38 protein-coding genes and 1 pseudogene are annotated in these 24224 nt (G+C 68.1%); all 39 read left to right on the top strand.

Annotated features, from left to right (window positions below):
• Window positions 1–334 precede the first annotated feature (334 nt).
• Window positions 335–736, top strand: a complete 402-nt coding sequence (locus CLV70_RS33585; RefSeq protein WP_245908625.1) for a hypothetical protein — start codon at window positions 335–337, stop codon at window positions 734–736.
• 394 nt (window positions 737–1130) lie between these two features.
• Window positions 1131–1505, top strand: a complete 375-nt coding sequence (rpsL, locus tag CLV70_RS33580; protein ID WP_014440718.1) for a 30S ribosomal protein S12 — start codon at window positions 1131–1133, stop codon at window positions 1503–1505.
• Window position 1506: 1 nt separating this feature from the next.
• The gene (rpsG, locus tag CLV70_RS33575; RefSeq protein ID WP_106130645.1) at window positions 1507–1977 is read left to right on the top strand and encodes a 30S ribosomal protein S7; all 471 of its coding nucleotides are present in this window, start codon (window positions 1507–1509) and stop codon (window positions 1975–1977) included.
• Between the two features lie 111 nt (window positions 1978–2088).
• Entirely contained in the window at window positions 2089–4185 is a 2097-nt protein-coding gene (gene fusA / locus CLV70_RS33570) for an elongation factor G (protein WP_106130644.1), read from the top strand.
• 119 nt (window positions 4186–4304) lie between these two features.
• Window positions 4305–5498 (top strand): elongation factor Tu, encoded by a 1194-nt coding sequence (gene tuf / locus CLV70_RS33565; RefSeq protein WP_106130643.1) that lies wholly within the window; start codon window positions 4305–4307, stop codon window positions 5496–5498.
• Window positions 5499–5900: 402 nt separating this feature from the next.
• Entirely contained in the window at window positions 5901–6209 is a 309-nt protein-coding gene (gene rpsJ, locus CLV70_RS33560; protein ID WP_007073037.1) for a 30S ribosomal protein S10, read from the top strand.
• 10 nt (window positions 6210–6219) lie between these two features.
• On the top strand, window positions 6220–6873 hold the full coding sequence (rplC, locus tag CLV70_RS33555; protein ID WP_106130642.1) for a 50S ribosomal protein L3: 654 nt from the start codon (window positions 6220–6222) through the stop codon (window positions 6871–6873).
• Entirely contained in the window at window positions 6870–7520 is a 651-nt protein-coding gene (gene rplD, locus CLV70_RS33550; RefSeq protein WP_106130641.1) for a 50S ribosomal protein L4, read from the top strand. The genes rplC and rplD overlap by 4 nt, the downstream gene beginning before the upstream one ends.
• Window positions 7517–7819, top strand: coding sequence for a 50S ribosomal protein L23 (rplW, locus tag CLV70_RS33545; RefSeq protein ID WP_106130640.1), 303 nt, complete (start codon window positions 7517–7519; stop codon window positions 7817–7819). The genes rplD and rplW overlap by 4 nt, the downstream gene beginning before the upstream one ends.
• A gap of 14 nt (window positions 7820–7833) precedes the next feature.
• Window positions 7834–8673 (top strand): 50S ribosomal protein L2, encoded by an 840-nt coding sequence (gene rplB, locus CLV70_RS33540; protein WP_106130639.1) that lies wholly within the window; start codon window positions 7834–7836, stop codon window positions 8671–8673.
• A gap of 13 nt (window positions 8674–8686) precedes the next feature.
• The gene (rpsS, locus tag CLV70_RS33535) at window positions 8687–8968 is read left to right on the top strand and encodes a 30S ribosomal protein S19 (protein ID WP_020513590.1); all 282 of its coding nucleotides are present in this window, start codon (window positions 8687–8689) and stop codon (window positions 8966–8968) included.
• Window positions 8969–9001: 33 nt separating this feature from the next.
• The gene (gene rplV, locus CLV70_RS33530; protein WP_106130638.1) at window positions 9002–9520 is read left to right on the top strand and encodes a 50S ribosomal protein L22; all 519 of its coding nucleotides are present in this window, start codon (window positions 9002–9004) and stop codon (window positions 9518–9520) included.
• On the top strand, window positions 9520–10362 hold the full coding sequence (gene rpsC, locus CLV70_RS33525; protein ID WP_106130637.1) for a 30S ribosomal protein S3: 843 nt from the start codon (window positions 9520–9522) through the stop codon (window positions 10360–10362). Before rplV ends, rpsC begins: the two co-directional genes overlap by 1 nt.
• 3 nt (window positions 10363–10365) lie before the next feature.
• Window positions 10366–10791, top strand: coding sequence for a 50S ribosomal protein L16 (rplP, locus tag CLV70_RS33520; protein WP_023358180.1), 426 nt, complete (start codon window positions 10366–10368; stop codon window positions 10789–10791).
• Window positions 10791–11024 carry a 50S ribosomal protein L29 gene (gene rpmC / locus CLV70_RS33515; protein ID WP_106130636.1) on the top strand — a complete coding sequence of 78 codons (234 nt, stop codon included), beginning with the start codon at window positions 10791–10793 and terminating at the stop codon, window positions 11022–11024. Before rplP ends, rpmC begins: the two co-directional genes overlap by 1 nt.
• Window positions 11021–11296, top strand: a complete 276-nt coding sequence (gene rpsQ, locus CLV70_RS33510) for a 30S ribosomal protein S17 (protein WP_106130635.1) — start codon at window positions 11021–11023, stop codon at window positions 11294–11296. Before rpmC ends, rpsQ begins: the two co-directional genes overlap by 4 nt.
• A gap of 94 nt (window positions 11297–11390) precedes the next feature.
• Complete coding sequence (rplN, locus tag CLV70_RS33505) at window positions 11391–11759, top strand: 50S ribosomal protein L14 (protein WP_015619002.1); 369 nt, start codon at window positions 11391–11393, stop codon at window positions 11757–11759.
• A complete protein-coding gene (rplX, locus tag CLV70_RS33500; protein ID WP_211303996.1) occupies window positions 11756–12076 on the top strand; it encodes a 50S ribosomal protein L24 in 321 nt (106 codons plus the stop codon). Before rplN ends, rplX begins: the two co-directional genes overlap by 4 nt.
• On the top strand, window positions 12076–12645 hold the full coding sequence (gene rplE / locus CLV70_RS33495; protein ID WP_106130633.1) for a 50S ribosomal protein L5: 570 nt from the start codon (window positions 12076–12078) through the stop codon (window positions 12643–12645). The genes rplX and rplE overlap by 1 nt, the downstream gene beginning before the upstream one ends.
• Window positions 12646–12647: 2 nt before the next feature.
• Window positions 12648–12833, top strand: a complete 186-nt coding sequence (locus tag CLV70_RS33490) for a type Z 30S ribosomal protein S14 (RefSeq protein ID WP_106130632.1) — start codon at window positions 12648–12650, stop codon at window positions 12831–12833.
• Between the two features lie 77 nt (window positions 12834–12910).
• Entirely contained in the window at window positions 12911–13318 is a 408-nt protein-coding gene (gene rpsH, locus CLV70_RS33485; RefSeq protein ID WP_106130631.1) for a 30S ribosomal protein S8, read from the top strand.
• Between the two features lie 13 nt (window positions 13319–13331).
• Window positions 13332–13874, top strand: coding sequence for a 50S ribosomal protein L6 (gene rplF, locus CLV70_RS33480; RefSeq protein ID WP_106130630.1), 543 nt, complete (start codon window positions 13332–13334; stop codon window positions 13872–13874).
• Complete coding sequence (gene rplR, locus CLV70_RS33475; protein WP_106130629.1) at window positions 13871–14266, top strand: 50S ribosomal protein L18; 396 nt, start codon at window positions 13871–13873, stop codon at window positions 14264–14266. The genes rplF and rplR overlap by 4 nt, the downstream gene beginning before the upstream one ends.
• Window positions 14267–14278: 12 nt before the next feature.
• Window positions 14279–14899, top strand: a complete 621-nt coding sequence (rpsE, locus tag CLV70_RS33470) for a 30S ribosomal protein S5 (RefSeq protein WP_106130628.1) — start codon at window positions 14279–14281, stop codon at window positions 14897–14899.
• Complete coding sequence (gene rpmD, locus CLV70_RS33465) at window positions 14899–15081, top strand: 50S ribosomal protein L30 (RefSeq protein ID WP_071803333.1); 183 nt, start codon at window positions 14899–14901, stop codon at window positions 15079–15081. The genes rpsE and rpmD overlap by 1 nt, the downstream gene beginning before the upstream one ends.
• Window positions 15081–15524: a 50S ribosomal protein L15 gene (gene rplO / locus CLV70_RS33460; protein WP_106130627.1), complete on the top strand. Its 444-nt coding sequence runs from the start codon at window positions 15081–15083 to the stop codon at window positions 15522–15524. The genes rpmD and rplO overlap by 1 nt, the downstream gene beginning before the upstream one ends.
• Before the next feature lie 273 nt (window positions 15525–15797).
• On the top strand, window positions 15798–17144 hold the full coding sequence (gene secY / locus CLV70_RS33455; RefSeq protein ID WP_106130626.1) for a preprotein translocase subunit SecY: 1347 nt from the start codon (window positions 15798–15800) through the stop codon (window positions 17142–17144).
• Between the two features lie 74 nt (window positions 17145–17218).
• Complete coding sequence (locus CLV70_RS33450) at window positions 17219–17872, top strand: adenylate kinase (protein ID WP_106130625.1); 654 nt, start codon at window positions 17219–17221, stop codon at window positions 17870–17872.
• A 1-nt stretch (window position 17873) separates the two neighbouring features.
• On the top strand, window positions 17874–18728 hold the full coding sequence (map, locus tag CLV70_RS33445) for a type I methionyl aminopeptidase (RefSeq protein WP_106130624.1): 855 nt from the start codon (window positions 17874–17876) through the stop codon (window positions 18726–18728).
• Between the two features lie 129 nt (window positions 18729–18857).
• Window positions 18858–19037: a DUF1707 SHOCT-like domain-containing protein gene (locus tag CLV70_RS41485; protein ID WP_245908623.1), complete on the top strand. Its 180-nt coding sequence runs from the start codon at window positions 18858–18860 to the stop codon at window positions 19035–19037.
• A 78-nt stretch (window positions 19038–19115) separates the two neighbouring features.
• Window positions 19116–19268: a hypothetical protein gene (locus CLV70_RS41480; RefSeq protein ID WP_245908621.1), complete on the top strand. Its 153-nt coding sequence runs from the start codon at window positions 19116–19118 to the stop codon at window positions 19266–19268.
• Between the two features lie 325 nt (window positions 19269–19593).
• A pseudogene (locus CLV70_RS33435) lies at window positions 19594–20112 on the top strand (DUF1707 SHOCT-like domain-containing protein); the annotation flags it as partial.
• Window positions 20113–20465: 353 nt separating this feature from the next.
• On the top strand, window positions 20466–20687 hold the full coding sequence (gene infA, locus CLV70_RS33430) for a translation initiation factor IF-1 (RefSeq protein ID WP_007073013.1): 222 nt from the start codon (window positions 20466–20468) through the stop codon (window positions 20685–20687).
• A gap of 49 nt (window positions 20688–20736) precedes the next feature.
• Entirely contained in the window at window positions 20737–20853 is a 117-nt protein-coding gene (rpmJ, locus tag CLV70_RS33425; protein WP_015619018.1) for a 50S ribosomal protein L36, read from the top strand.
• Window positions 20854–21021: 168 nt separating this feature from the next.
• Window positions 21022–21402 (top strand): 30S ribosomal protein S13, encoded by a 381-nt coding sequence (gene rpsM, locus CLV70_RS33420; protein ID WP_106130623.1) that lies wholly within the window; start codon window positions 21022–21024, stop codon window positions 21400–21402.
• Window positions 21403–21419: 17 nt separating this feature from the next.
• Window positions 21420–21827 (top strand): 30S ribosomal protein S11, encoded by a 408-nt coding sequence (gene rpsK, locus CLV70_RS33415; RefSeq protein ID WP_015619020.1) that lies wholly within the window; start codon window positions 21420–21422, stop codon window positions 21825–21827.
• Between the two features lie 16 nt (window positions 21828–21843).
• Window positions 21844–22470 (top strand): 30S ribosomal protein S4, encoded by a 627-nt coding sequence (gene rpsD, locus CLV70_RS33410; RefSeq protein WP_106130622.1) that lies wholly within the window; start codon window positions 21844–21846, stop codon window positions 22468–22470.
• A gap of 93 nt (window positions 22471–22563) precedes the next feature.
• Window positions 22564–23586 (top strand): DNA-directed RNA polymerase subunit alpha, encoded by a 1023-nt coding sequence (locus CLV70_RS33405; RefSeq protein WP_023358222.1) that lies wholly within the window; start codon window positions 22564–22566, stop codon window positions 23584–23586.
• Between the two features lie 31 nt (window positions 23587–23617).
• Window positions 23618–24202, top strand: a complete 585-nt coding sequence (rplQ, locus tag CLV70_RS33400) for a 50S ribosomal protein L17 (RefSeq protein WP_106130621.1) — start codon at window positions 23618–23620, stop codon at window positions 24200–24202.
• The last annotated feature ends 22 nt before the right edge of the window (window positions 24203–24224 follow it).

Here is a 24224-nt window from a genome sequence, read left to right as displayed (position 1 = left end):
TCAGCCAGGTCCGTGGCCGGCGGAGCCGGGTCCGCGACCGGCCCAGCCGGGTCAGCCGGCTCAAACACCGGCGCAGCCGGCCTCGTGGGCCGGGCAGCCGGGTCAGGGGCCGGGGCAACCGGGTTTGTGGCCGGGTCAGCCGGCACAAGGGCCGGGTCAACCGAGTTCGTGGCAGGGGCAGCCGGCACCGGGGCCGGGGCAGCCGGGTTCGTGGCCGGGACAGTCGGGTCAGGGGCCGGGTCAGCCGGGTTCGTGGGGTCAGGGGTCGGGGCAGCCGCATTCGTGGCAGGGGCCGCCGCGTCCGCAGGCGGTGATGCCGCCCCGGGCGAGGGAGGTGTGGACGCCCGAGCGGGTCGATCCGCTTCCCGGCACCGAATTCGCCCTGATGCAGTTGCGCGTCGCCCCCATCACCTCCGGTCTGGCGATCGGCTCGCTCATCGCCGGCATCGCGTCCATCCTGGTCGCCGTTCTGGTGCTGTGCTTCGGCGTGGCCGGTGCGACGCAGGGCTGGGGCGGCGTCGTGGCCGGCGCGTTCGCGCTGCTCGGTGCCCTGGTGGGCGGGGGTGCGATCACCGTGGGGCTGATCGCCCGGCGCCAGATCAAGCGCTCGGGCCAGGACGGGCGGGTGCGGTTCACCGGCGGCGGCGTGGCAGTGGCGGGGATCTCCTGCGGCGGGGCCGGTGTGGGAATTGCCGTGCTGATCCTGCTGTTGGTGATGGTGTTGCAGTCTTCCTGAAGCCGCGGGTACGCCGAAACAGGCACCGCGGCTTTGTCACGGCGAAGCACCCGGTACACTTGGTATGCGGAGATGTCCATCGTCAGGCTGGCTGGTCAAGCGGCTTCGTTTTGACCTGCGTGCCTGTGGTGGGTACTCTTTCCCCTCGTGCCCGGGCTCGCCCGGGCAACTCGTGCGTGCGCCCGAGTCTGTAGTACCGACGGGGCGATGAGCACGACGGGCTGAGCCCGACAACGACAAGACCCGCTGCGCGCAACCCGCGTGCGGCGGGACCGTGAGCCGGACGACACGCCCGACCGCGGGTGCGGGGCGTTCCATCCGGGACGGGCCGTACACAAGGCATAACAAGACGGTGCGGCCGCCAGACGGCGGCCGAAGGGAGCGGAGAAACCCGGTGCCCACGATCCAGCAGCTGGTCCGAAAGGGCCGCCAGGCGAAGACGAGCAAGACCAAGACGCCGGCGCTGAAGGGAAGTCCTCAGCGGCGCGGCGTGTGCACGCGCGTGTACACCACCACCCCCAAGAAGCCGAACTCTGCGCTGCGCAAGGTCGCTCGTGTGAAGCTCAGCAGCCAGATCGAGGTCACGGCGTACATCCCGGGCGTCGGCCACAACCTGCAGGAGCACTCGATCGTGCTCGTGCGTGGCGGCCGTGTGAAGGACCTCCCGGGCGTCCGCTACAAGATCGTCCGTGGTTCGCTGGACACCCAGGGTGTCCGCAACCGCAAGCAGGCCCGCAGCCGTTACGGCGCGAAGAAGGAGAAGAGCTGACATGCCGCGTAAGGGCCCCGCTCCGCGCCACCCGGTGGTTCCGGACCCGGTTTACAACTCGCCGCTGGTCACCCAGCTGGTGAACAAGATCTTGGTCGGCGGCAAGCGTCAGCTCGCCGAGCGGATCGTTTACGGCGCCCTCGAGGGCTGCCGCGAGAAGAGCGGTACCGACCCCGTGGTGACCCTGAAGCGGGCCATGGACAACGTCAAGCCGACCCTCGAGGTCCGCAGCCGCCGTGTCGGTGGCGCGACCTACCAGGTGCCGGTCGAGGTCCGTACCCCGCGGCAGACCACCCTCGGTCTGCGCTGGCTGGTCCAGTACTCCAAGGCCCGCCGCGAGAAGACCATGATCGAGCGCCTCCAGAACGAGCTGCTCGACGCGAGCAACGGCCTCGGTGCCGCCGTCAAGCGGCGCGAGGACACCCACAAGATGGCGGAGTCCAACAAGGCCTTCGCGCACTACCGCTGGTAAGACCCCCGTTGCCGGCCCGGCGTCTCCGCCGGGCCGCGACGCCGGACCGGCCGGCCCTCCGCGACATCACGCGGAACACAGTCGACACGACGACGAAGAGTAGGGATTGCAGTGGCTGCCGCAGACGCGCTCGCCAACGTACGCAACATCGGCATCATGGCGCACATCGACGCTGGTAAGACCACGACGACCGAGCGCATCCTGTTCTACACCGGCATCACGTACAAGATCGGTGAAGTCCACGAGGGCGCGGCCGTCATGGACTGGATGGAGCAGGAACAGGAACGCGGTATCACCATCACCTCCGCCGCCACGAAGTGCGAGTGGAAGGGCCACACGATCCAGATCATCGACACGCCCGGCCACGTCGACTTCACGGTCGAGGTCGAGCGGTCGCTGCGTGTGCTCGACGGTGCGGTCGCTGTCTACGACGGTGTCGCCGGCGTGGAGCCGCAGACCGAGAACGTCTGGCGGCAGGCGGACAAGTACCACGTGCCCCGGATGTGCTTCGTCAACAAGCTCGACCGGACCGGCGCGGACTTCTTCCGCTGCGTCCAGATGATGATCGACCGGCTCAACGCCACCCCGCTCGTGCTGCAGATCCCGATCGGCCTCGAGGGCGACCACGTCGGCGTCGTCGACCTGATCGGCATGCGCGCGCTGACCTGGCGCGGCGAGACCCAGAAGGGCGAGGACTACGCGGTCGAGGAGATCCCGGCCGACCTCGCCGACTCGGCCGCCGAGTGGCGCGAGAAGCTCATCGAGACCCTGGCCGACGTCGACGACGCGGTCATGGAGAAGTACCTCGAGGGCGAGGAGCTCTCCGAGGCCGAGATCAAGGCCGCCATCCGGCGCTCCACGATCGCCAGCAAGGCCAACCCGGTGCTGTGCGGCTCGGCGTTCAAGAACAAGGGCGTTCAGCCCATGCTCGACGCCGTGGTCGACTTCCTGCCGTCGCCGCTGGACATCCCGGCCATCGAGGGCACCGCGACCGACGGCGAGACGCCGCTGCAGCGCAAGCCCTCCAACTCCGAGCCCTTCTCGGCCCTGGCGTTCAAGATCCAGACCGACAAGCACCTCGGCAAGCTGACGTACGTCCGGGTCTACTCCGGCACGCTCGAGTCCGGTTCCCAGGTGGTCAACTCCACCAAGGACCGCAAGGAGCGGATCGGCAAGATCTACCAGATGCACGCCAACAAGCGTGAGGAGCGGCAGACCGCGCAGGCCGGCGACATCATCGCCGTCCAGGGTCTGAAGCAGACCACCACCGGTGACACGCTGAGCGACCCGGCCAACCCGGTCATCCTGGAGTCGATGACGTTCCCGGAGCCGGTCATCCAGGTCGCCATCGAGCCGAAGACCAAGTCGGACCAGGAGAAGCTGGGCACCGCGATCCAGCGTCTGGCCGAGGAGGACCCGACCTTCCGCGTCTTCAACGACGAGGAGACCGGGCAGACGATCATCGCCGGCATGGGCGAGCTGCACCTCGACATCCTCGTCGACCGCATGCGGCGCGAGTTCAACGTCGAGGCCAACATCGGTAAGCCGCAGGTGGCGTACCGCGAGACGATCCGCGGCACCGTGGAGAAGCTCGACTACGTCCACAAGAAGCAGACCGGTGGCTCGGGCCAGTACGCGAAGGTCATCGTCAAGCTCGAGCCCCTGCCGCTCGCGGCGGACGGCCCCACGTACGAGTTCGTCAACGCGGTCTCCGGCGGTCGCATCCCCCGGGAGTTCATCCCCTCGGTGGACGCGGGTGCGCAGGACGCGATGCAGTACGGCGTGCTCGCCGGCTACCCGCTGGTCGGCGTCAAGCTGACCCTGCTGGACGGCCAGTACCACGAGGTGGACTCGTCCGAGATGGCGTTCAAGATCGCCGGCTCGATGGTGATGAAGGAGGCGGCCCGCAAGGCCGACCCCGCGCTGCTCGAGCCGATGATGTCCGTCGAGGTGACCACGCCCGAGGACAACATGGGCGACGTCATCGGCGACCTCAACTCCCGCCGTGGCATCATCCAGTCGATGGAGGAGCGCTCCGGCGCCCGAGTCGTCAAGGCCCTGGTGCCGCTGTCGGAGATGTTCGGCTACGTCGGCGACCTGCGGTCGAAGACGGCCGGCCGGGCTAGCTACAGCATGCAGTTCGACTCCTACGCCGAGGTTCCGCAGAGCGTGGCGAAGGAGATCATCGCGAAGGCCACCGGCGCCTGATGCGTTGAGGCGCGTGCGGTCCGTCGAGGACCGCACGCGCACAAGCAGTCGACAGAGTCCCAATCGCCTTATCGGCGTGCCGGGCGAGAAGAGAAACCACAGTCCACAGGAGGACACAAGTGGCGAAGGCGAAGTTCGAGCGGACTAAGCCGCACGTCAACATCGGCACCATTGGTCACATCGACCACGGTAAGACGACGCTGACTGCGGCCATCACGAAGGTCCTGCACGACGAGTACCCGGACCTGAACCCGTACACGCCGTTCGACGAGATCGACAAGGCGCCGGAGGAGAAGGCCCGCGGCATCACGATCTCGATCGCGCACGTCGAGTACCAGACCGCGGCGCGGCACTACGCGCACGTGGACTGCCCCGGCCACGCCGACTACATCAAGAACATGATCACCGGTGCCGCGCAGATGGACGGCGCGATCCTGGTGGTCGCCGCGACCGACGGCCCGATGCCGCAGACCAAGGAGCACGTGCTCCTGGCCCGCCAGGTCGGCGTTCCGTACATCGTCGTCGCGCTGAACAAGAGCGACATGGTCGAGGACGAGGAGCTCCTGGAGCTCGTCGAGCTCGAGGTTCGCGAGCTCCTCAGCACCTACGAGTTCCCGGGTGACGACGTGCCGGTCGTGCGCGTCTCCGCCCTGAAGGCGCTCGAGGGTGACAAGGAGTGGAGCGGCAAGCTCCTCGAGCTGATGAACGCGGTCGACACCGCGATTCCGCAGCCCGAGCGGGACACCGACAAGCCGTTCCTCATGCCGATCGAGGACGTCTTCACGATCACCGGTCGTGGCACGGTCGTCACCGGTCGCGCCGAGCGTGGCATCCTCAAGCCGAACGAGGAGGTCGAGATCGTCGGCATCCGCGAGAAGTCGACGAAGACCGTCTGCACCGGCATCGAGATGTTCCGCAAGCTGCTCGACGAGGCCCGCGCGGGTGAGAACGTCGGCCTGCTGCTCCGCGGCATCAAGCGCGAGGACGTCGAGCGCGGCATGGTCGTGGTCAAGCCCGGCACGAGCACCCCGCACACGGAGTTCGAGGGCCAGGTCTACATCCTCTCGAAGGAAGAGGGCGGTCGGCACACCCCGTTCTTCCAGAACTACCGCCCGCAGTTCTACTTCCGCACCACGGACGTCACCGGCGTCGTCACGCTGCCCGAGGGCACCGAGATGGTCATGCCGGGCGACTCCACCACCATGTCGGTCAAGCTGATCCAGCCGATCGCCATGGACCAGGGTCTGAAGTTCGCGATCCGTGAGGGTGGCCGCACCGTCGGCGCCGGAACGGTCACGAAGATCAACAAGTGAATTGAGGATCGTCCGCGGCGGGCGTGATGTACCTCTCACGACCGCCGTGGGCAACCCTCAGTGGTGACCCCGATTAGCGTTGCCGCATTCGATACGGCATACTAGTCAGGTTGCGTCCGCGCAGGGTGGTTGGCAGCCTTTGCAGTTTGGCAGCCGACCACCCTCGCCCGGTGTCCGGCGTGTGTTCAAGCCGCCGGCCGCCCCGATCCCGACGGATGGGGTAGCTCCCCGGGAGCTTCTCCGCGGGCCTGACCGCTCCAGAACCTTGGGGCGGAGCCTGGTTCCACAGCGCGACACGCCCGACCGCGGGGGTCGGACAACGCAGGATCAACGGTCCTGCGGGCATGCGAGGGCCACCGCTTTCGCACGTAGCGGCATCGAGAGAAGGAAACAGAAGCCACCATGGCGGGACAGAAGATCCGCATCCGGCTCAAGGCCTATGACCACGAGGTCGTCGACTCCTCGGCGCGAAAGATCGTCGAGACGGTGACGCGGACCGGGGCGCAGGTTGCTGGCCCGGTGCCGCTGCCCACGGAGATCAACCGTTTCTGCGTGATCCGTTCGCCGCACAAGTACAAGGACTCGCGCGAGCACTTCGAGATGCGCACGCACAAGCGGCTGATCGACATCATCGACCCGACTCCGAAGACGGTCGACTCGCTCATGCGCCTCGACCTGCCGGCTGGCGTCGACATCGAGATCAAGCTGTAGGGACCGGACAATGGACAGGCAAGTGAAGGGCATCCTGGGCGCCAAGCTCGGCATGACCCAGGTCTGGGACAACAACAAGGTCGTCCCGGTAACCGTGGTGCAGGCCGGCCCGTGCGTCGTGACCCAGGTCCGCACGCCCGAGGCGGACGGCTACTCCGCGGTGCAGCTGGCTTACGGCCAGATCGACCCGCGCAAGGTGAGCAAGCCGAAGAGCGGCCACTTCGCGAAGGCGAACGTGTCGCCCCGGCGCCACGTCGTCGAGCTGCGGACCACCGACGCCGGTGAGTACGAGCTCGGCCAGGAGGTCACCGTCGAGACGTTCCCGGTCGGTTCGCCGATCGACGTCACCGGTAAGACCAAGGGCAAGGGCTACGCCGGTGTCATGAAGCGGCACGGCTTCCACGGCCTCAAGTCGAGCCACGGTGTCGAGCGCAAGCACCGCTCGCCGGGCTCCATCGGCGCCTGCGCCACCCCGGGTCGTGTCTTCAAGGGCACCCGGATGGCCGGCCGCATGGGCAGCAAGCGCTTCACCGTGCAGAACCTCACGGTGCAGGCCGTCGACACCGACAACAACCTGCTGCTGATCAAGGGTGCCGTTCCCGGCCCCAAGGGCGCGCTCATCCTGGTCCGTACGGCGGCGAAGAAGAAGGGTGGTGCCAAGTGAGCTCGGTTGACGTGATCAACGCCGAGGGCGCGAAGGCCGGCTCGGTCGAGCTGCCCGACGACATCTTCGACGTGCAGGCGAACATCCCGCTGATGCACCAGGTCGTCGTCGCCCAGCTCGCCGCCGCCCGCCAGGGTACGCACAAGGCGAAGACGCGCGGCGAGGTCGCCGGTGGCGGCAAGAAGCCGTACAAGCAGAAGGGCACCGGCCGCGCCCGTCAGGGCTCGATCCGCGCCCCGCAGTTCACCGGCGGTGGCGTCGTGCACGGTCCCGTGCCGCGCGACTACAGCCAGCGGACCCCGAAGAAGATGAAGGCCGCCGCCCTGCGTGGCGCCCTCTCCGACCGGGCCCGCGAGGGACGCGTCCACGTGGTCGAGGCGTTCCTGACCGGCGAGAAGCCGAACACGAAGGCCGCGGTCGCGACGCTGCGCAAGGCGACGGAGTCCGTCAAGGTCCTCGTCGTGCTGAGCAGCTACGACGAGCTGAACTGGCTGTCGCTGCGCAACGAGCCGACCGTGCACCTCATCGAGGCCGGCCAGCTGAACACGTACGACGTGCTGGTCGCGGACGAGGTCGTCTTCACCAAGGAAGCGCTCGAGGAGTTCCTCGGCGTTCCGGCAGAGGCCTCCGAGGAGGGGAACAAGTGAGCACGATCGCCGACCCGCGCGACATCATCATCGCGCCCGTGGTCTCCGAGAAGAGCTACAGCGTTCTCGACCAGAACTGGTACACGTTCCTCGTCCACCCGGACGCGAACAAGACCCAGATCAAGATCGCGATCCAGCAGATCTTCGACGTCCGCGTGCTGACGGTGAACACCGCGAACCGCGAGGGCAAGCGCAAGCGCACCCGCACCGGCTTCGGTCAGCGCAAGGCGACCAAGCGCGCCATGGTGAAGCTGGCTGACGGTGACCGTATCGAGGCCTTCGGCGGCCCGGTCAGCTAAGGGGTTTGTGAATCATGGCTATCCGTAAGTACAAGCCGACCACGCCGGGCCGTCGCGGCTCGAGCGTCGCCGACTTCGCTGAGATCACCCGGTCGACGCCGGAGAAGTCGCTGCTGGCCCCGCTGCCCAAGAAGGGTGGACGCAACGTCCACGGCCGCATCACCACGCGGCACCAGGGCGGCGGCCACAAGCGGCAGTACCGGATCATCGACTTCAAGCGCAACGACAAGGACGGCGTGCCGGCCAAGGTCGCTCACATCGAGTACGACCCCAACCGCACCTCGCGCATCGCGCTGCTGCACTACGCCGACGGCGAGAAGCGCTACATCCTCGCGCCGAAGGACCTGAAGCAGGGCGACCGCGTCGAGTCCGGCCCGGGCGCCGACATCAAGCCGGGGAACAACCTTCCCCTGCGCAACATCCCGGTCGGTACGACTGTCCACGGTGTGGAGCTTCGTCCCGGCGGTGGCGCCAAGCTGGCTCGTTCGGCCGGCGTCGGCATCCAGCTCCTGGGCCGCGAGGGTGTGTACGCCACGCTGCGTATGCCCTCCGGTGAGATCCGTCGCGTCGACATCCGTTGCCGCGCGACCGTCGGCGAGATCGGCAACGCCGAGCAGTCGAACATCAACTGGGGCAAGGCCGGCCGCATGCGGTGGAAGGGCAAGCGCCCGACCGTCCGTGGTGTCGCCATGAACCCGATCGACCACCCGCACGGTGGTGGTGAGGGCAAGACCTCCGGTGGTCGCCACCCGGTGAACCCGGCGGGTAAGCCGGAGGGCCGTACCCGCCGCAAGGGCCAGCCGAGCGACCGCATGATCGTTCGCCGCCGCTACGCCACCCGCAAGCGCGGGTAACGGGAGTTAAAAGATGCCTCGCAGCCTGAAGAAGGGCCCGTTCGTCGACGACCACCTGCTCAAGAAGGTGGAAGTCCAGAACGAGAAGAACTCGAAGAACGTCATCAAGACCTGGTCGCGGCGCTCGACGATCATCCCCGACATGCTCGGGCACACGATCGCCGTGCACGACGGGCGCAAGCACGTCCCGGTGTTCATCACCGAGGCCATGGTCGGGCACAAGCTCGGCGAGTTCGCTCTGACCCGTACGTTCAAGGGTCACGAGAAGGACGACCGCAAGAGCCGTCGTCGCTAAGCAGTCCACGGATAAGAACAAGGGGTTACAGCGATGCCAGTCAAGGGCGACGCTCCGGCGCTTCCGGGCGCGCGGGCGGTTGCGCGCCACGTGCGCATCTCGCCGAACAAGGCGCGCCGTGTGATCAACCTCGTCCGCGGTCTGCCCGCGAAGGAGGCTCTCACGGTCCTGCAGTTCGCGCCGCAGGCTGCGAGTGAGCAGGTTTACAAGGTGCTCGCCAGCGCGATCGCGAACGCCGAGAACAACGAGCGGCTCGACCCGGACGCGCTCCTGGTCAGTGAGGCGTTCGTCGACGAGGGTCCGACGCTGAAGCGGTTCCGGCCGCGGGCGCAGGGCCGGGCGTACCGGATCCGCAAGCGCACCTGTCACATCACCGTCGCGGTGGAGGCCGTCCAGGTCGCCACACCGGCCCGCAAGGCCGCCGCGAAGAAGGCCGCTCCGGCCAAGTCGGCGCCTGCCGCCGAGGCCGAGCCGGCCGAGTCCCAGAGCGCAGAGTCTCCGCGGGCGGCTGACGCCGCAGAGTCTCAGAGCAGCACGAAGGGTGCCGAGTAATGGGCCAGAAAGTTCACCCCACCGGGTTCCGGCTCGGCATCTCCACCGACTGGAAGAGCCGCTGGTTCGCGGACAAGCTCTACAAGGACTACATCGGCGAGGACGTCAAGATCCGCCGGATGATGTCCAAGGGCCTCGAGCGCGCCGGCATCTCCAAGGTGGACATCGAGCGCACCCGTGACCGGGTCCGCGTCGACATCCACACCGCCCGGCCGGGCATCGTCATCGGCCGTAAGGGCGCGGAGGCCGACCGCATCCGCGGTGAGCTCGAGAAGCTCACCGGCAAGCAGGTCCAGCTCAACATCCTCGAGGTGAAGAGCCCGGAGTCGGACGCGCAGCTCGTGGCTCAGGGCGTCGCCGAGCAGCTGTCCAGCCGGGTCAGCTTCCGCCGGGCGATGCGCAAGGCCATGCAGTCCGCGATGAAGAACCCGGTCTGCAAGGGCATCCGGGTGCAGGTCTCCGGCCGCCTCGGCGGCGCGGAGATGAGCCGCACGGAGTTCTACCGTGAGGGTCGCGTTCCGCTGCACACCCTGCGCGCCAACATCGAGTACGGCTTCTTCGAGGCCCGTACGACGTTCGGTCGCATCGGCGTGAAGGTCTGGATCTACAAGGGCGACGCCGTCCCGGGCCGCGAGGTCGCCCCCGAGGCGCCCGCACGTCCGCGCCGCGACCGTGGCGACCGCCCCGAGCGGCCGCGCCGGGGCCGTTCCGGTTCGTCCGGGACGACCGCGGGTGGCACCGAGGCCGGTCGGGCCGCTCAGGCCCAGGCCGCCTCGACGCCCGCCGAGCCGACCGACACCGCCGCTGCTCCGGCTGCGGCCGAAACGCAGCAGGAGGGCTGACACATGCTGATGCCGCGTAAGCCCCCGAAGGGCTTCCGCAAGCCGCACCACCCGGACCGCCACGGCGCGTCCAAGGGCGGCAACCGGGTGGTCTTCGGTGAGTTCGGTATCCAGGCTCTGGAGCCGGCGTACGTGACCAACCGGCAGATCGAGTCGGCCCGTATCGCCATGACCCGTCACATCAAGCGTGGCGGCAAGGTGTGGATCTCGATCTTCCCGGACCAGGCGCTGACCAAGAAGCCCGCTGAGACCCGCATGGGTTCCGGCAAGGGCTCGCCGGAGTGGTGGGTGGCGAACGTCAAGCCGGGACGCATCCTCTTCGAGATGTCGTTCCCGAACGAGACGATCGCGCGCGAAGCGATGCGTCGCGCGATCCACAAGCTCCCGATGAAGTGCCGCATCGTGACACGCGAAGTGGGTGAAAACTGATGGCAGCGGGCGTTAAGGCAGCCGAGCTGCGCGAGCTCTCCGAAGAGGAGCTGGTCTCGCGGCTGCGGGAGGCCAAGGCGGAGCTGTTCAATCTTCGCGTGCAGGGCGCGACCGGTCAGCTCGACAATCACCGTCGGCTGCAGGTGGTCCGCAAGGACATCGCGAAGATCTACACGATCATGCGTGAGCGTGAGCTGGGGCTCTCGGCCGCGCCGAGTGAGGTGACAGCATGAGTGAGAACGCTGCTGCTGCGCCGCGGAGCCAGCGCAAGGTGCGCGAGGGCCTCGTGGTCAGCGACAAGATGGACAAGACCGTCATCGTCGAGGTCGAGGACCGTGTCAAGCACGCCCTCTACGGCAAGGTTCTCCGTCGCACCCGCAAGCTTCAGGTGCACGACGAGCAGAACGCCTGCGGCGTGGGCGACCGGGTTTCGCTGATGGAGACCCGTCCGCTGTCCCGCACCAAGCGGTGGCGCATCGTGGAGATCCTCGAAAAGGCCAAGTGAGTCCGCTGGGCCGGCGCGAGCCGGCCCAGCGACCATCGTTCCGCCAAGCTTCGGAAGAACCTTTCCGGAGAACTGGCAGACATAGGAGACAGACGTGATCCAGCAGGAGTCGCGACTGCGCGTCGCCGACAACACGGGTGCCCGGGAAATCCTGTGCATCCGCGTACTGGGCGGCTCCGGTCGCCGCTACGCGAGCATCGGCGACGTCATCGTGGCCACGGTCAAGGACGCCATCCCGGGTGCCGGTGTGAAGAAGGGTGACGTCGTCAAGGCGGTCATCGTTCGCACCGCCAAGGAGAAGCGCCGTCCGGACGGCTCGTACATCCGCTTCGACGAGAACGCCGCCGTCATCATCAAGGACGGCGGGGACCCCCGCGGTACGCGCATCTTCGGCCCGGTCGGCCGCGAGCTGCGCGACAAGCGGTTCATGAAGATCATCAGCCTGGCGCCGGAGGTGCTTTGATCATGAAGATCAAAAAGGGCGACACGGTCGTCGTCATCGCCGGCAAGGACAAGGGCGCCAAGGGCAAGGTCATCGCGGCCTTCCCGCGTCAGGACAAGGTCCTCGTCGAGGGCGTCAACCGCATCAAGAAGCACGAGCGCATCCGTACGACGCAGCGTGGTTCGAAGACCGGTGGCATCGTCACGCAGGAAGCCCCCGTTCACATCTCCAACGTGCAGATCGTGGACGACCAGGGCAAGCCGACGCGCGTCGGCTACCGCACGGACGAGAACGGCCAGAAGGTCCGTATCGCGCGAAGCACCGGTAAGGACCTGTGATGACTGCCGCTACCGAGACCAAGACTCTGCCCCGTCTGAAGCAGAAGTACCGCGGCGAGGTCATCCCCGCGCTTCAGGAGCAGTACAAGTACGGCAACCCCATGCAGGTTCCCGGCCTGGTGAAGGTCGTCGTGAACATGGGTGTCGGTGAGGCCGCCCGCGACGCCAAGCTGATCGACGGCGCCGTGCGGGACCTGACCACCATCACCGGTCAGAAGCCGCTGGTGCGGCGGGCGACCAAGTCCATCGCGCAGTTCAAGCTGCGTGAGGGCATGCCGATCGGCGCGAAGGTCACCCTCCGCAACGACCGGATGTGGGAGTTCCTGGACCGGCTGCTGTCGATCGCGCTGCCGCGTATCCGCGACTTCCGCGGCCTCGACGGGCGCAAGCTCGACGGGCACGGCAACTACACGTTCGGCCTGACCGAGCAGTCGGTGTTCCACGAGATCGACCAGGACCGGATCGATCGCACCCGGGGCATGGACATCACGGTGGTGACCACCGCCACGACCGACGAGGAGGGCCGGCAGCTGCTCAAGCTCCTGGGCTTCCCGTTCAAGGAGAACTGAGCATGGCGAAGAAGGCCCTGATCCTCAAGGCTGCCGCGAAGCCGAAGTTCGCTGTGCGTGCGTACACCCGCTGCCAGCGTTGCGGGCGCCCGCACTCGGTCTACCGCAAGTTCGGCCTGTGCCGCGTGTGCATCCGCGAGATGGCGCACCGTGGTGAGCTGCCGGGCGTGTCCAAGGCTTCCTGGTAATCCAAGCTTGTAATACCGCTTCGCCGTAGGCCCGGGGAATCCCTGGGAACCCCGGCGAGAAAGGTTGACGAATACCCATGACGATGACGGACCCGATCGCAGACATGCTCACGCGTCTGCGTAACGCCAACCAGGCGTACCACGACAAGGTGACCATGCCCTTCTCGAAGATCAAGGCGAACATCGCCGAGGTCCTCAAGGCCGAGGGTTACATCGCCTCCTGGTCGGCCGAGGAGCCCGCTGAAGGCGAAGTCGGCAAGCGACTGGTCGTTGAGCTCAAGTACGGCCAGAACCGCGAGCGCAGCCTTGCCGGCATCAAGCGCGTGTCCAAGCCCGGTCTCCGGGTGTACGCCAAGTCCGACGAGCTTCCCCGGGTGCTCGGCGGCCTGGGTGTCGCGATCGTTTCGACGTCCCAGGGGCTGCTGACCGACCGGCAGGCCCGCAAGCGGAGCGTTGGCGGGGAAATCCTCGCCTTCGTTTGGTAACGGAGACTCTGACATGTCGCGAATCGGACGTAAGTCGATCCCGGTCCCGGCCGGCGTCGACGTCACCATCTCGGGCCAGACCGTCAAGGTCAAGGGCCCCAAGGGCGAGCTCTCGCACACCGTCGCCGAACCGATCACGGTCGAGAAGGCGGACAACGGCGAGCTGGTCGTCAACCGCCCCAACGACGACCGCAAGGCCAAGGAGCTGCACGGTCTCTCGCGTACCCTGGTCGCCAACATGATCGTCGGCGTCACCGAGGGCTACAAGAAGACCCTGGAGATCAACGGCACCGGTTACCGCGTGACCGCCAAGGGCAAGGACCTCGAGTTCGCCCTGGGCTTCTCGCACCCGGTCAACGTGCCCGCGCCGGACGGCATCACCTTCTCGGTGGAGCGTCCCACGCAGTTCACGGTCGCCGGCATCGACAAGCAGCTCGTCGGCGAGGTCGCCGCGAACATCCGGAAGATCCGCCCGCCGGAGCCGTACAAGGGCAAGGGTGTCAAGTACCAGGGCGAGGTCATCCGCCGCAAGGCTGGAAAGGCAGGTAAGAAGTGACCGCCACGCTGCTCAAGCGCCGCAATGGGGGCGGAGTCGCCTCCAAGCGCGCCGTCGGGAAGGCGCGTCGGCACTTCCGGGTCCGCAAGAACGTCCGCGGCACTGCCGAGCGTCCCCGTCTGGTCGTCACCCGGTCCACGCGGCACATCACCGCGCAGATCGTGGACGACCTCAAGGGTCACACGCTCGTCTCTGCCTCCACGCTCGACGCCTCCCTGCGGGGCACCGAGGGTGACAAGAGCGCCCTGGCCGGCAAGGTCGGCGCTCTCCTCGCCGAGCGCGCGAAGGCCGCGGGCGTGTCCAAGGTCGTCTTCGACCGCGGTGGCAACAAGTACGCGGGGCGTATCGCCGCGCTTGCCGACGCCGCCCGCGAAGCCGGACTCGAGTTCTAGGAAGGAAGACCAATGCCTGGTCAGCAGCGCCGTGGCGGCGGGTCCGGCGGTAACAACGAGGGCGGCCGCCGCGACAACCGCCGTGAGGGCGGCCGCGGTAACGCGCCCGTCGAGAAGACCCCCCATCTGGAGCGGGTCGTAGCGATCAACCGTGTCGCGAAGGTCGTCAAGGGTGGTCGTCGCTTCAGCTTCACCGCCCTGGTGATCGTCGGCGATGGTGACGGCACCGTCGGCATCGGATACGGAAAGGCCAAGGAGGTGCCCGCGGCGATCGCCAAGGGCGTCGAGGAGGCCAAGAAGCACTTCTTCAAGGTGCCGCGGATCGGTGCGACGATCCCGCACCCGATCACCGGCGAGGCCGCCGCGGGTGTCGTGCTCCTCAAGCCGGCCTCCGCCGGTACCGGTGTCATCGCCGGTGGCCCGGTGCGTGCCGTGCTGGAGTGCGCGGGCATCCACGACGTGCTGAGCAAGAGCCTCGGCTCGTCCAACCCGATCAACATCGTGCACGCGACGGTGGCCGCTCTGAAGGGCCTCGAGTCCCCGGAGCAGGTCGCGAGCCGTCGTGGCCTGCCGGTCGAGGACGTCGCGCCCGCGGCCATGCTGGCGGCGCGTGCGGAAGCGGCGGTGCACTGATGGCACGCTTGAAGGTCACCCAGATCCGGTCCGAGATCGGCCGTAAGCAGAACCAGCGGGACTCCCTGCGGTCGCTCGGGCTGAAGCGGATCAACGATGTGGTGGTCAAGGAGGACCGCCCCGAGATTCGGGGCATGATCTTCGCCGTGAGCCACCTCGTGAGTGTTGAGGAGGTCGAGTAATGGCGATCAAGGTCCACCACCTCCGGCCGGCGCCCGGAGCCAAGACGCCGAAGACCCGCGTGGGTCGCGGTGAGGGCTCCAAGGGCAAGACCGCCGGTCGGGGCACCAAGGGTACGGGAGCTCGCAAGAACGTCTCGGCGGCGTTCGAGGGTGGGCAGATGCCCCTCCACATGCGCCTGCCGAAGCTCAAGGGCTTCAAGAACAAGAACAAGGTCGTCTTCCAGGTCGTCAACCTGGACCGGCTCGCCGAGCTGTTCCCGAACGGCGGCGAGGTCGGCCCGCTCGAGCTCGCCGACGCGGGAGCGGTCCGTCGCGGCCAGCCCGTGAAGGTTCTGGGCTCCGGCGAGCTGGGTGGCGTGGCGCTGCAGGTCTCGGCGCACGCGTTCAGCGAGTCGGCCAAGGAGAAGATCGCAGCAGCCGGTGGTTCCGCCACCGAGCTGTGACGCTTGCCGGGGATGTCGGCCGGGTATCGCACCGATGCCTGGCCGCATCCCCGTTGTGGCGTCTGACCTGGTCTTTTACCGGGTCGGGCGCGACGGTTCCACCGGCCGCGGCATAGCTCTTCGTCCCCGGGTGTTGCACAAGCGGCGACCGTGCCTCACAAGAGGCACGTCAGGCTGTTAAAGTCCGTTCCCAGCCAGGTCTATCGGTCGTCCGGACCGATGCCTACCCCCATCCGCCGGTTTCAGGCGGCCACCTCGCGCAGGAGGAAGAAGTTGCTCTCCGCCTTTCTGAGTGCGTTCCGGACGCCTGACCTGCGCAAGAAACTGCTGTTCACAGTAGCGATCATCGCGGTCTACCGGCTCGGTGCCACACTGCCCAGCCCGGGCGTGTCCTACACCAACGTTCGGAACTGCCTCGACGCCGTGAACAGTTCGGACGCCGGCGGCGGGGTTCTGAACCTGCTGAACCTGTTCTCCGGCGGTGCGCTGCTCCAGCTTTCGGTCTTCGCGCTCGGCATTATGCCGTACATCACAGCGTCGATCATCCTGCAGCTGCTCACCGTGGTGATCCCCCGCCTCGAGCAGCTCCGCAAGGAGGGCCAGTCCGGCCAGGCGAAGATCACCCAGTACACCCGCTACCTGACGCTGGGCCTCGCGGTCCTGCAGTCCTCGGCGTTCGTGGCCCTGGCCCGCTCCGGCCAGCTCTTCGCCGGCGCCTGCCCGCAGGACCAGGCGAACTTCGCGATCATTCCCAAGGGCATCGGGATCCCCGACTGGCTGACGCTCACGATGCTGGTCATCACGATGACCGCCGGCACGGGCGTGGTCATGTGGCTCGGCGAGCTCATCACCGACCGCGGCGTCGGCAACGGCATGTCCGTCCTGATCTTCACCTCGATCGCCGCCCGCCTCCCCGGCGAGGGCTGGACGATCAAGGAGAGCAACGGCTGGGGCAAGTTCTGGCTCGTCATCGCCCTGGTGCTGCTGGTCATCTGCGCGGTCGTCTTCATCGAGCAGGCCCAGCGCCGCATCCCGGTGCAGTACGCGAAGCGCATGATCGGCCGGCGCATGTACGGCGGCACCTCGACGTACATCCCGCTGAAGGTCAACCAGGCCGGTGTCGTGCCGGTGATCTTCGCGTCGTCGCTGCTCTACCTGCCGCAGCTGTACCTGCAGTTCTTCGACCAGAACAACCTCAAGGGTTACCAGCAGTGGATCCAGAACTACCTCGCCGACCCGACGAGCTGGATCTACATCGCGACGTACTTCCTCATGATCATCTTCTTCACGTACTTCTACGTGTCGATCACGTTCAACCCGACCGAGGTCGCCGAGAACATGAAGAAGTACGGTGGCTTCGTACCGGGTATCCGGCCCGGTAAGCCGACCGCCGACTACCTGGACTTCATCCTGAGCCGGATCACTCTCCCGGGTGCGCTCTACCTGGGCCTGATCTCCGTACTCCCGAACTTCTTCTTCATCTGGCTGAATCAGCAGCAGTACCAGAACTTCCCGTTCGGTGGTACGGCCGTGCTGATCATGGTGGGTGTGGGCCTGGAGACGGTGAAGCAGATCGAGAGCCAGCTCATGCAGCGCAACTATGAAGGGTTCCTCCGGTAGTGGGGGCGCGGAGCCGGGGGGCTCGCGCGTCTGTGGTTCGCGAGGCTCGTTCTCACCGAAGCGAGGCGATGTAGGTGCGGCTGGTACTGGTGGGCCCCCCGGGGGCCGGCAAGGGGACCCAGGCTGAGTTCATCGCCGCCCATCTCGCCGTACCGAAGATCTCGACCGGTGACATCTTCCGGGCCAACGTGTCCCAGGGCACGCCCCTGGGGCTCGAGGCCAAGCGCTACATGGACGCGGGCAACCTGGTTCCGGACGAGGTGACCATCAACATGGTCCGGGACCGGCTCGCCGAGCCCGACGCCGGCGACGGCTTCCTGCTGGACGGTTTCCCGCGGACCGTCCCGCAGGCGTCCGCGCTCGATAAGCTGCTGGCCGACCTCGGCACCGCGCTCGATCTGGTGATGGAGCTCGTGGTCGACGACGACGAGGTCATCCGGCGGCTCTCCGGCCGCCGGACCTGCCGCGGCTGCGGCAAGATCTGGCACGTCGAGTTCGACCCCACCAGCAAGGAGAACGTCTGCGACCGGTGCGGCTCCGAGCTGTTCCAGCGCGACGACGACCGGGCCGAGACGATCGCCAACCGGCTCGTCGAGTACGCGGACAAGACGGCGCCGCTGGTCGACTTCTACGGCGCGCAGGGCAAGCTCGTGGGCATCGACGCCACCGGGCCGGTCGAGGACGTCACCGTGCGCGCCATCGACGCGCTGCGGTCGTACGGGGGCTGAGATGCGCCGTCAGCAGCTCGACATCCAGCTCAAGACCCCCGAGCAGATCGAGCTCATGCGCGGCGCCGGCCTGGTCGTCGCCGCCGCGCTGGACGCGATGCGCGCCGCCGTGGCCCCCGGCGTCTCCACCGCCGACCTGGACGCCATCGCCGAGACCGTCATCCGGGACGCGGGCGCCGTCCCGTCCTTCAAGGGCTACCACGGCTTTCCCGCCTCGATCTGCGCCTCGGTCAACGAGCAGGTCGTGCACGGCATCCCGGCGTCGACCCAGGTCCTCCGCGAGGGCGACCTGATCTCGCTGGACTGCGGCGCGATCCTGAACGGCTGGCACGGCGACTCGGCGATCACCGTCGGGGTCGGCGAGACCGCGCCCGAACTGCTGCGCCTGGCCGAGGTCGCCGAGGACGCCATGTGGGCCGGCATCGCCGCCGCCGCCCGCGGCGCCGCGAACGGCCGCGGACGCCTCACCGACATCTCCTTCAACGTGGAGAAGACCGTCCGCAAGGCGGGCCGCTACGGCATCGTCGACGGGTACGGCGGCCACGGCATCGGTACGGAGATGCACCAGGACCCGCACGTGCTGAACCACGGCAAGCCCGGCAAGGGCCCGCGCCTGGTGCCCGGCCTCGCCCTGGCCATCGAGCCGATGATCACCATGGGCTCACCGCGTACCCAAGAGCTCTCGGATGGTTGGACCGTCATCACCCGGGACGGCTCGGTGGCGGCGCACGTGGAGCACACCATGGCGCTGCTGGAGGACGGGGTGTGGGTGACCACGGCCGTCGACGGGGGACGCGCCCGGCTGGGCGACCTCGTGACGGGGCGGCAGCCCGCGGTCGGCTCGCTCGCGGAGTAAATCCCCTCGCGTTCCACGGCCGGCAGTCACGCAGCGACGTCCGGCGAGACCATCGCGGCCAGCCCGGCACGAACCTCCAGCTGCGCCCGGGCGCGTGCGCGGGGCAGCCCGGACCGGGGCCTGGCGGGCATGGGCCGGGAGGACATGCGGGCGGGGGACGCGGAGCGTCAGGCTGTCGCCGACACGCTGAAGGTGGCGCTCGATGAGGGGCGGCTGGAGCTGCACGAGTACGACGAGCGGTTGCAGCGGGCCTACGCCGCCAGGACGTACGGCGAACTGGATGGCCTGCCGGGGACCATTCCCGTCTAGCGCGCCCAGGTGGTGCCTCAGCGGGCCTAGGAAGCGCCGGAGAGTCGCGAGGTCTCCAGGCCCTCCGGGCCGCCGTGGGTGGCCTTCTACGCGGGCGTGGTGGTGCTGTGCGTCGTGGTGTGGGCGCTGTCGTCGCTGGGTTCGGGGGAGTGGATCTATTTCTGGCCGGGGTGGATGTTCATTCCGCTCGTGCTGGGGCTGATCGGTCGCGCGGCGAGCCGCAAGCGCTGAGGCCGCGCCGGCGCGAGGGCCGGGTGGTCCGCGGCGTGGGCTGAGCGGTGATCAGCCGGGCTGGGCGGGCCGGTGATGCGGCGGCGCGCCGAGTCGGCGGGGCGCAGGGGGCGGTGCCGTGCCGGGCCGGCGGGAGCGCGGGGTGGTCCGGGCGGCCGGGTGTGGCTTTGTGGTGAGCCGGCACGGACGTGGAGTGCGGCGGCCCCGGCGTGGGGGTGGGGGGAGCGGCTGGGCGGGCCGGTGTGGTGGGGCGGGCTTGCGGGCGGATCGGGCACTGCCGTGTGGGGCGTGGCGCTGGCATGCTGGGGGGATGGGGCGGGACGAGATGAGGGCCGCCGACGCCGATCGGCAGGCCGTCGCGGAGCAGTTGCGGGTGGCGCTCGAGGAGGGCCGGCTGGAGTTGCACGAGTATGACGAGCGGTTGCAGCGGGCCTATGCCGCGAAGACGTACGGTGACCTCGGTGGGCTTCTCGACGATCTGCCGTCCGCCTCCGTGCCGGTTCCGCGGGCGGGTGCCGTTCCGCAGACGGTCTCGAACGGCGAGGCGACCCGGCGCTGGCTGGGCGAGGTGTGGGGCAGCTGGGTGGCGGTGGTGGGCCTCACATCCGCGATCTGGCTGGTCTCGTGCATCGCCAGCGGTGGGCTGGTGTACTTCTGGCCCGTCTGGGTCGCCGGGCCGTGGGGTGCCGTGCTGGTGATGGTCAGCCTCGGCGGGCTCGCGAGCGGGGAGCCGCGGCGGCACGCCGAGAAGCGGGCCCGCAAGGAAGAGGCCCGGCAGCTCAAGCGCGAGCGCAGGGAGTTGCGGCGCGCGGAGGAGGCCCAGCAGTTCCAGGGGGAGCGCGGGGAGTTGCGGCGCGTGGAGGAGGCCCAGCAGCTCGAGGGGGAGCGCAAGGAGCTACGGCGCCCGGAGGACGCCGGCGACGGACGGACCGCGTAGCCGGCGTTGAATCGGACGGGCAAGCTGCGTTTGTCCGCTTTTGCCGGTGGGCGACACACCCGAGTCAGGGGTGCGCGGACCTCGGTTTGGTGTCGATGCCGGGGCGCGCGTACACTGGCATGCTGGCGCACAGCGTCCACTCCGGCATGTCCACCGAGCGCTTCTGGTGGCGTCGGAGCCGCGGCTGGTCCGGTCCCCTCCGGGGGTCGGATGAATGTTGTGAGCCTGCCCCAAGAACCCGATGTCAGGTAGCGGAGGACATGCCAAAGAAAGACGGAGCCATCGAGATCGAAGGCCGAGTGATCGAGCCCCTGCCGAACGCCATGTTCCGTGTGGAGCTTGCGAATGGTCACAAGGTGCTGGCTCACATCTCCGGCAAGATGCGGCAGCACTACATCCGCATTCTTCCCGAGGACCGGGTCGTCGTCGAGCTTTCGCCGTACGACCTGACCCGTGGGCGCATTGTCTACCGCTACAAGTAACAGGGTCGCGGGGATCCACGTCCCGTCTGACTGAGAGTTAAGGCAAACCGTGAAGGTCAAGCCGAGCGTCAAGCGGATCTGCAACAACTGCCGGGTCATCCGGCGGCACGGGCGCGTCATGGTCATCTGCAAGACCGACGCGCGTCACAAGCAGCGCCAGGGCTGATTCCGGCTCGACGCTGCCAGATCCGCACCAGTGAACAAGCTCGTCCCAGCCGCGGTCTCGAATCATCGATGACGCGCGGTCTCACCCCCGGTCGGAGGCCGGGGCCCGCCTGGGCAGGCGGGGTGGGCCGGGCACAGACCTCCGTGACATCGAGGAGTACGCCCACCGATGGCACGTCTCGTCGGCGTCGATCTTCCCCGCGAGAAGCGGATGGAGATCGCGCTCACCTACATCTTCGGGGTCGGTCGCACCCGCTCAGTGGAAGCACTGAACGCGACCGGCATTGACCTGAACAAGCGCGCCAAGGACCTCACGGACGAGGAGCTGGTCCAGCTCCGCGACTACATCGAGGCCAATTTCAAGGTTGAGGGCGACCTGCGCCGCGAGGTCGCCGCGGACATCCGCCGCAAGGTGGAGATCGGGGCCTACCAGGGCATCCGCCACCGCCGGGGTCTTCCCGTGCGCGGTCAGCGGACCCGGACCAACGCGCGTACCCGCAAGGGTCCGAAGCGCACGGTCGCCGGTAAGAAGAAGCCCGGTCGGAAGTAATAGGAGCGCACTGACTTATGCCACCGAAGGCACGCGCTGGGGCCCCCGTCAAGAAGGTCCGGCGCAAGGAACGCAAGAACGTCGCCCACGGGCAGGCGCACATCAAGAGCACCTTCAACAACACCATCGTGTCGATCACCGACCCGACCGGTGCGGTCATCTCCTGGGCCTCGTCCGGCCAGGTGGGCTTCAAGGGCTCCCGCAAGTCGACTCCGTTCGCCGCCCAGCTGGCCGCCGAGGCCGCCGCGCGCCGGGCCATGGAGCACGGCATGCGCAAGGTCGACGTGTTCGTCAAGGGCCCCGGCTCCGGCCGGGAGACCGCCATCCGTTCGCTGCAGGCCGCGGGCCTCGAGGTCGGGCAGATCTCCGACGTCACGCCGCAGCCGCACAACGGGTGCCGTCCGCCGAAGCGTCGCCGGGTCTAAGGGAGAGATCGAAGCAATGGCTCGTTACACAGGTGCGGACTGCAAGCGCTGCCGCCGCGAGAAGATGAAGCTGTTCCTCAAGGGCAGCAAGTGCGATGGTCCGAAGTGCCCGTTCGAGTCCCGGCCGTTCCCGCCCGGGCAGCACGGCCGCGGCCGGACCAAGGAGACCGAGTACCTGCTCCAGCACCGCGAGAAGCAGAAGGCCCGTCGTACGTACGGCGTGCTCGAGAAGCAGTTCCGCGGTTACTACGAGGAGGCTGTCACCAAGCCCGGCAAGACCGGTGAGGTGCTGCTCCAGATCCTCGAGTCGCGTCTGGACAACGTCGTCTACCGGGCCGGCTACGCCGCGTCCCGGGACATGGCCCGGCAGCTGGTCAAGCACGGCCACTTCCTGGTCAACGGCGTGAAGGTCGACATCCCGTCGTACCGGGTGAAGGACCACGACATCGTGTCGGTCCGCGAGAAGTCGAAGGAGATGACCCCCTTCGTCGTCGCGCAGGCCCAGGCCGGTTCGCGTCCGGTTCCGGCGTGGCTGGAGCCGATCCCGAGCGACATGAAGATCCTGATCCACTCGCTCCCGGCCCGCGGTGTCATCGACACCCAGGTCCAGGAGCAGCTGATCGTCGAGCTCTACTCCAAGTAGCGCTCTCGCGGGGTGCCGGCCGTCCGGCCGGCGCCCCGCGCATCACAGAGACGGCCATCAAATAGCGGGTGGCCCGACAGAAAGAAGAAACGCGTGCTCATCAGCCAGCGTCCGAGCCTCTCGGAAGAGTCGCTCAGCGAGACCCGCTCCCGGTTCACCATCGAGCCCCTGGAGCCGGGCTTCGGCTACACCCTCGGCAACTCGCTGCGGCGGACCCTGCTGTCGTCCATCCCGGGCGCGGCGGTCACCAGCATCAAGATCGACGGCGTGCTGCACGAGTTCACCACGATCCCCGGTGTCAAGGAGGACGTGGTCGAGCTCGTCATGAACGTCAAGGAGCTCACCGTCAGCTCCGAGCACGACGAGCCGGTCAGCATGTACCTGCGCAAGCAGGGCCCGGGCGACGTCACCGCCGGTGACATCCAGCCCCCGGCCGGCGTGTCCGTGCACAACCCCGACCTGAAGCTGGCCACGCTCAACAGCAAGGGCCGGCTCGACATGGAGCTCACCGTCGAGCGGGGCCGTGGCTACGTCACGGCGGCGCAGAACAAGAGCGCCGGCGCGGAGATCGGCCGGATCCCGGTCGACTCGATCTACTCGCCGGTCATGAAGGTGACCTACCGCGTCGAGGCGACCCGTGTCGAGCAGCGCACCGACTTCGACCGCCTGATCATCGACGTCGAGTCGAAGGCGTCCATCTCGCCCCGTACCGCGCTGGCGTCGGCCGGCTCGACCCTCGTCGAGCTGTTCGGCCTCTGCCGCGAGCTGGACGAGACGGCCGAGGGCATCGACATCGGCCCGTCGCCGCAGGACGCCCAGCTGGCCGCCGACCTGGCCCTGCCGATCGAGGAGCTGGACCTCACCGTCCGGTCGTACAACTGCCTCAAGCGCGAGGGCATCAACACCGTCGGCGAGCTGATCGGGCGGACGGAGGCCGACCTTCTGGATATAAGGAATTTCGGTCAGAAGTCGATCGACGAGGTCAAGATGAAGCTCGCCGGAATGGGCCTGGGCCTCAAGGACAGCGCGCCGTCCTTCGACCCGGCGCACGTGGTCGACTCGTTCGGCGACGTGGACTACGACACCGACGACTACCGCGAGACCGAGCAGCTCTGAGCTCGGCTGCGCCACTGAATTAGGAGCAACAATGCCCACGCCCACCAAGGGTCCCCGCCTCGGCGGCAGCCCGGCGCACGAGAAGCTGCTGCTGGCCAACCTGGCCACGGAGCTCTTCCGGCACGGGAAGATCAAGACGACCGAGACCAAGGCGAAGCGCCTGCGCCCCCTGGCGGAGCAGCTGATCACCAAGGCCAAGCGCGGTGACCTGCACGCCCGCCGCCGGGTGCTGACCGTCGTCAAGGACAAGGACGTCGTGTACGCCCTGTTCGAGCAGATCGCCCCGCGCTACGGCAACCGGCCGGGTGGCTACACCCGGATCACCAAGACCGGCCCGCGCAAGGGTGACGCCGCTCCCATGGCGATCATCGAGCTGGTCGAGGAGCTGCAGGTCGCGGCCGCCACGGCGCCGGCCAAGAAGGCTGCCCGCAAGGCCGCCGCGCAGCAGGACAAGGTCGAGGCGCTCTCCCGCGAGGACGAGGCCCCGGCCAGTTCCTCCGCCGCGGCGGACGAGGCTCCGGCCGACCAGGACTCGGAGCCGCCGGTGAACGCGTCCGGCGACAAGGGCGCCGAGGGCCCGGGCGACCAGGCCGAGGGCGAAGACACCAAGGCCTGATCAGGCACGTGCGGCCCGGCAC

It is taken from the genome of Pseudosporangium ferrugineum, assembly GCF_003002065.1.
GTDB lineage: Bacteria > Actinomycetota > Actinomycetes > Mycobacteriales > Micromonosporaceae > Actinoplanes > Actinoplanes ferrugineus_A.
The sequence above is the reverse complement of the archived record's forward strand: the minus strand, read 5'-3'. Positions and strand labels throughout refer to the sequence as shown.

Coding starts and splice junctions, on each gene's coding strand:
- rpsG (WP_106130645.1), top strand. CDS start 1,507: ATGCCGCGTAAGGGCCCCGCTCCGCGCCACCCGGTGGTTCCGGACCCG.
- rpsJ (WP_007073037.1), top strand. CDS start 5,901: ATGGCGGGACAGAAGATCCGCATCCGGCTCAAGGCCTATGACCACGAG.
- rplC (WP_106130642.1), top strand. CDS start 6,220: ATGGACAGGCAAGTGAAGGGCATCCTGGGCGCCAAGCTCGGCATGACC.
- rplB (WP_106130639.1), top strand. CDS start 7,834: ATGGCTATCCGTAAGTACAAGCCGACCACGCCGGGCCGTCGCGGCTCG.
- rpsS (WP_020513590.1), top strand. CDS start 8,687: ATGCCTCGCAGCCTGAAGAAGGGCCCGTTCGTCGACGACCACCTGCTC.
- rplV (WP_106130638.1), top strand. CDS start 9,002: ATGCCAGTCAAGGGCGACGCTCCGGCGCTTCCGGGCGCGCGGGCGGTT.
- rpsC (WP_106130637.1), top strand. CDS start 9,520: ATGGGCCAGAAAGTTCACCCCACCGGGTTCCGGCTCGGCATCTCCACC.
- rplP (WP_023358180.1), top strand. CDS start 10,366: ATGCTGATGCCGCGTAAGCCCCCGAAGGGCTTCCGCAAGCCGCACCAC.
- rpmC (WP_106130636.1), top strand. CDS start 10,791: ATGGCAGCGGGCGTTAAGGCAGCCGAGCTGCGCGAGCTCTCCGAAGAG.
- rpsQ (WP_106130635.1), top strand. CDS start 11,021: ATGAGTGAGAACGCTGCTGCTGCGCCGCGGAGCCAGCGCAAGGTGCGC.
- rplE (WP_106130633.1), top strand. CDS start 12,076: ATGACTGCCGCTACCGAGACCAAGACTCTGCCCCGTCTGAAGCAGAAG.
- CLV70_RS33490 (WP_106130632.1), top strand. CDS start 12,648: ATGGCGAAGAAGGCCCTGATCCTCAAGGCTGCCGCGAAGCCGAAGTTC.
- rpsH (WP_106130631.1), top strand. CDS start 12,911: ATGACGATGACGGACCCGATCGCAGACATGCTCACGCGTCTGCGTAAC.
- rplF (WP_106130630.1), top strand. CDS start 13,332: ATGTCGCGAATCGGACGTAAGTCGATCCCGGTCCCGGCCGGCGTCGAC.
- rpsE (WP_106130628.1), top strand. CDS start 14,279: ATGCCTGGTCAGCAGCGCCGTGGCGGCGGGTCCGGCGGTAACAACGAG.
- rpmD (WP_071803333.1), top strand. CDS start 14,899: ATGGCACGCTTGAAGGTCACCCAGATCCGGTCCGAGATCGGCCGTAAG.
- rplO (WP_106130627.1), top strand. CDS start 15,081: ATGGCGATCAAGGTCCACCACCTCCGGCCGGCGCCCGGAGCCAAGACG.
- map (WP_106130624.1), top strand. CDS start 17,874: ATGCGCCGTCAGCAGCTCGACATCCAGCTCAAGACCCCCGAGCAGATC.
- CLV70_RS41485 (WP_245908623.1), top strand. CDS start 18,858: ATGGGCCGGGAGGACATGCGGGCGGGGGACGCGGAGCGTCAGGCTGTC.
- infA (WP_007073013.1), top strand. CDS start 20,466: ATGCCAAAGAAAGACGGAGCCATCGAGATCGAAGGCCGAGTGATCGAG.
- rpsM (WP_106130623.1), top strand. CDS start 21,022: ATGGCACGTCTCGTCGGCGTCGATCTTCCCCGCGAGAAGCGGATGGAG.
- rpsK (WP_015619020.1), top strand. CDS start 21,420: ATGCCACCGAAGGCACGCGCTGGGGCCCCCGTCAAGAAGGTCCGGCGC.
- rpsD (WP_106130622.1), top strand. CDS start 21,844: ATGGCTCGTTACACAGGTGCGGACTGCAAGCGCTGCCGCCGCGAGAAG.
- rplQ (WP_106130621.1), top strand. CDS start 23,618: ATGCCCACGCCCACCAAGGGTCCCCGCCTCGGCGGCAGCCCGGCGCAC.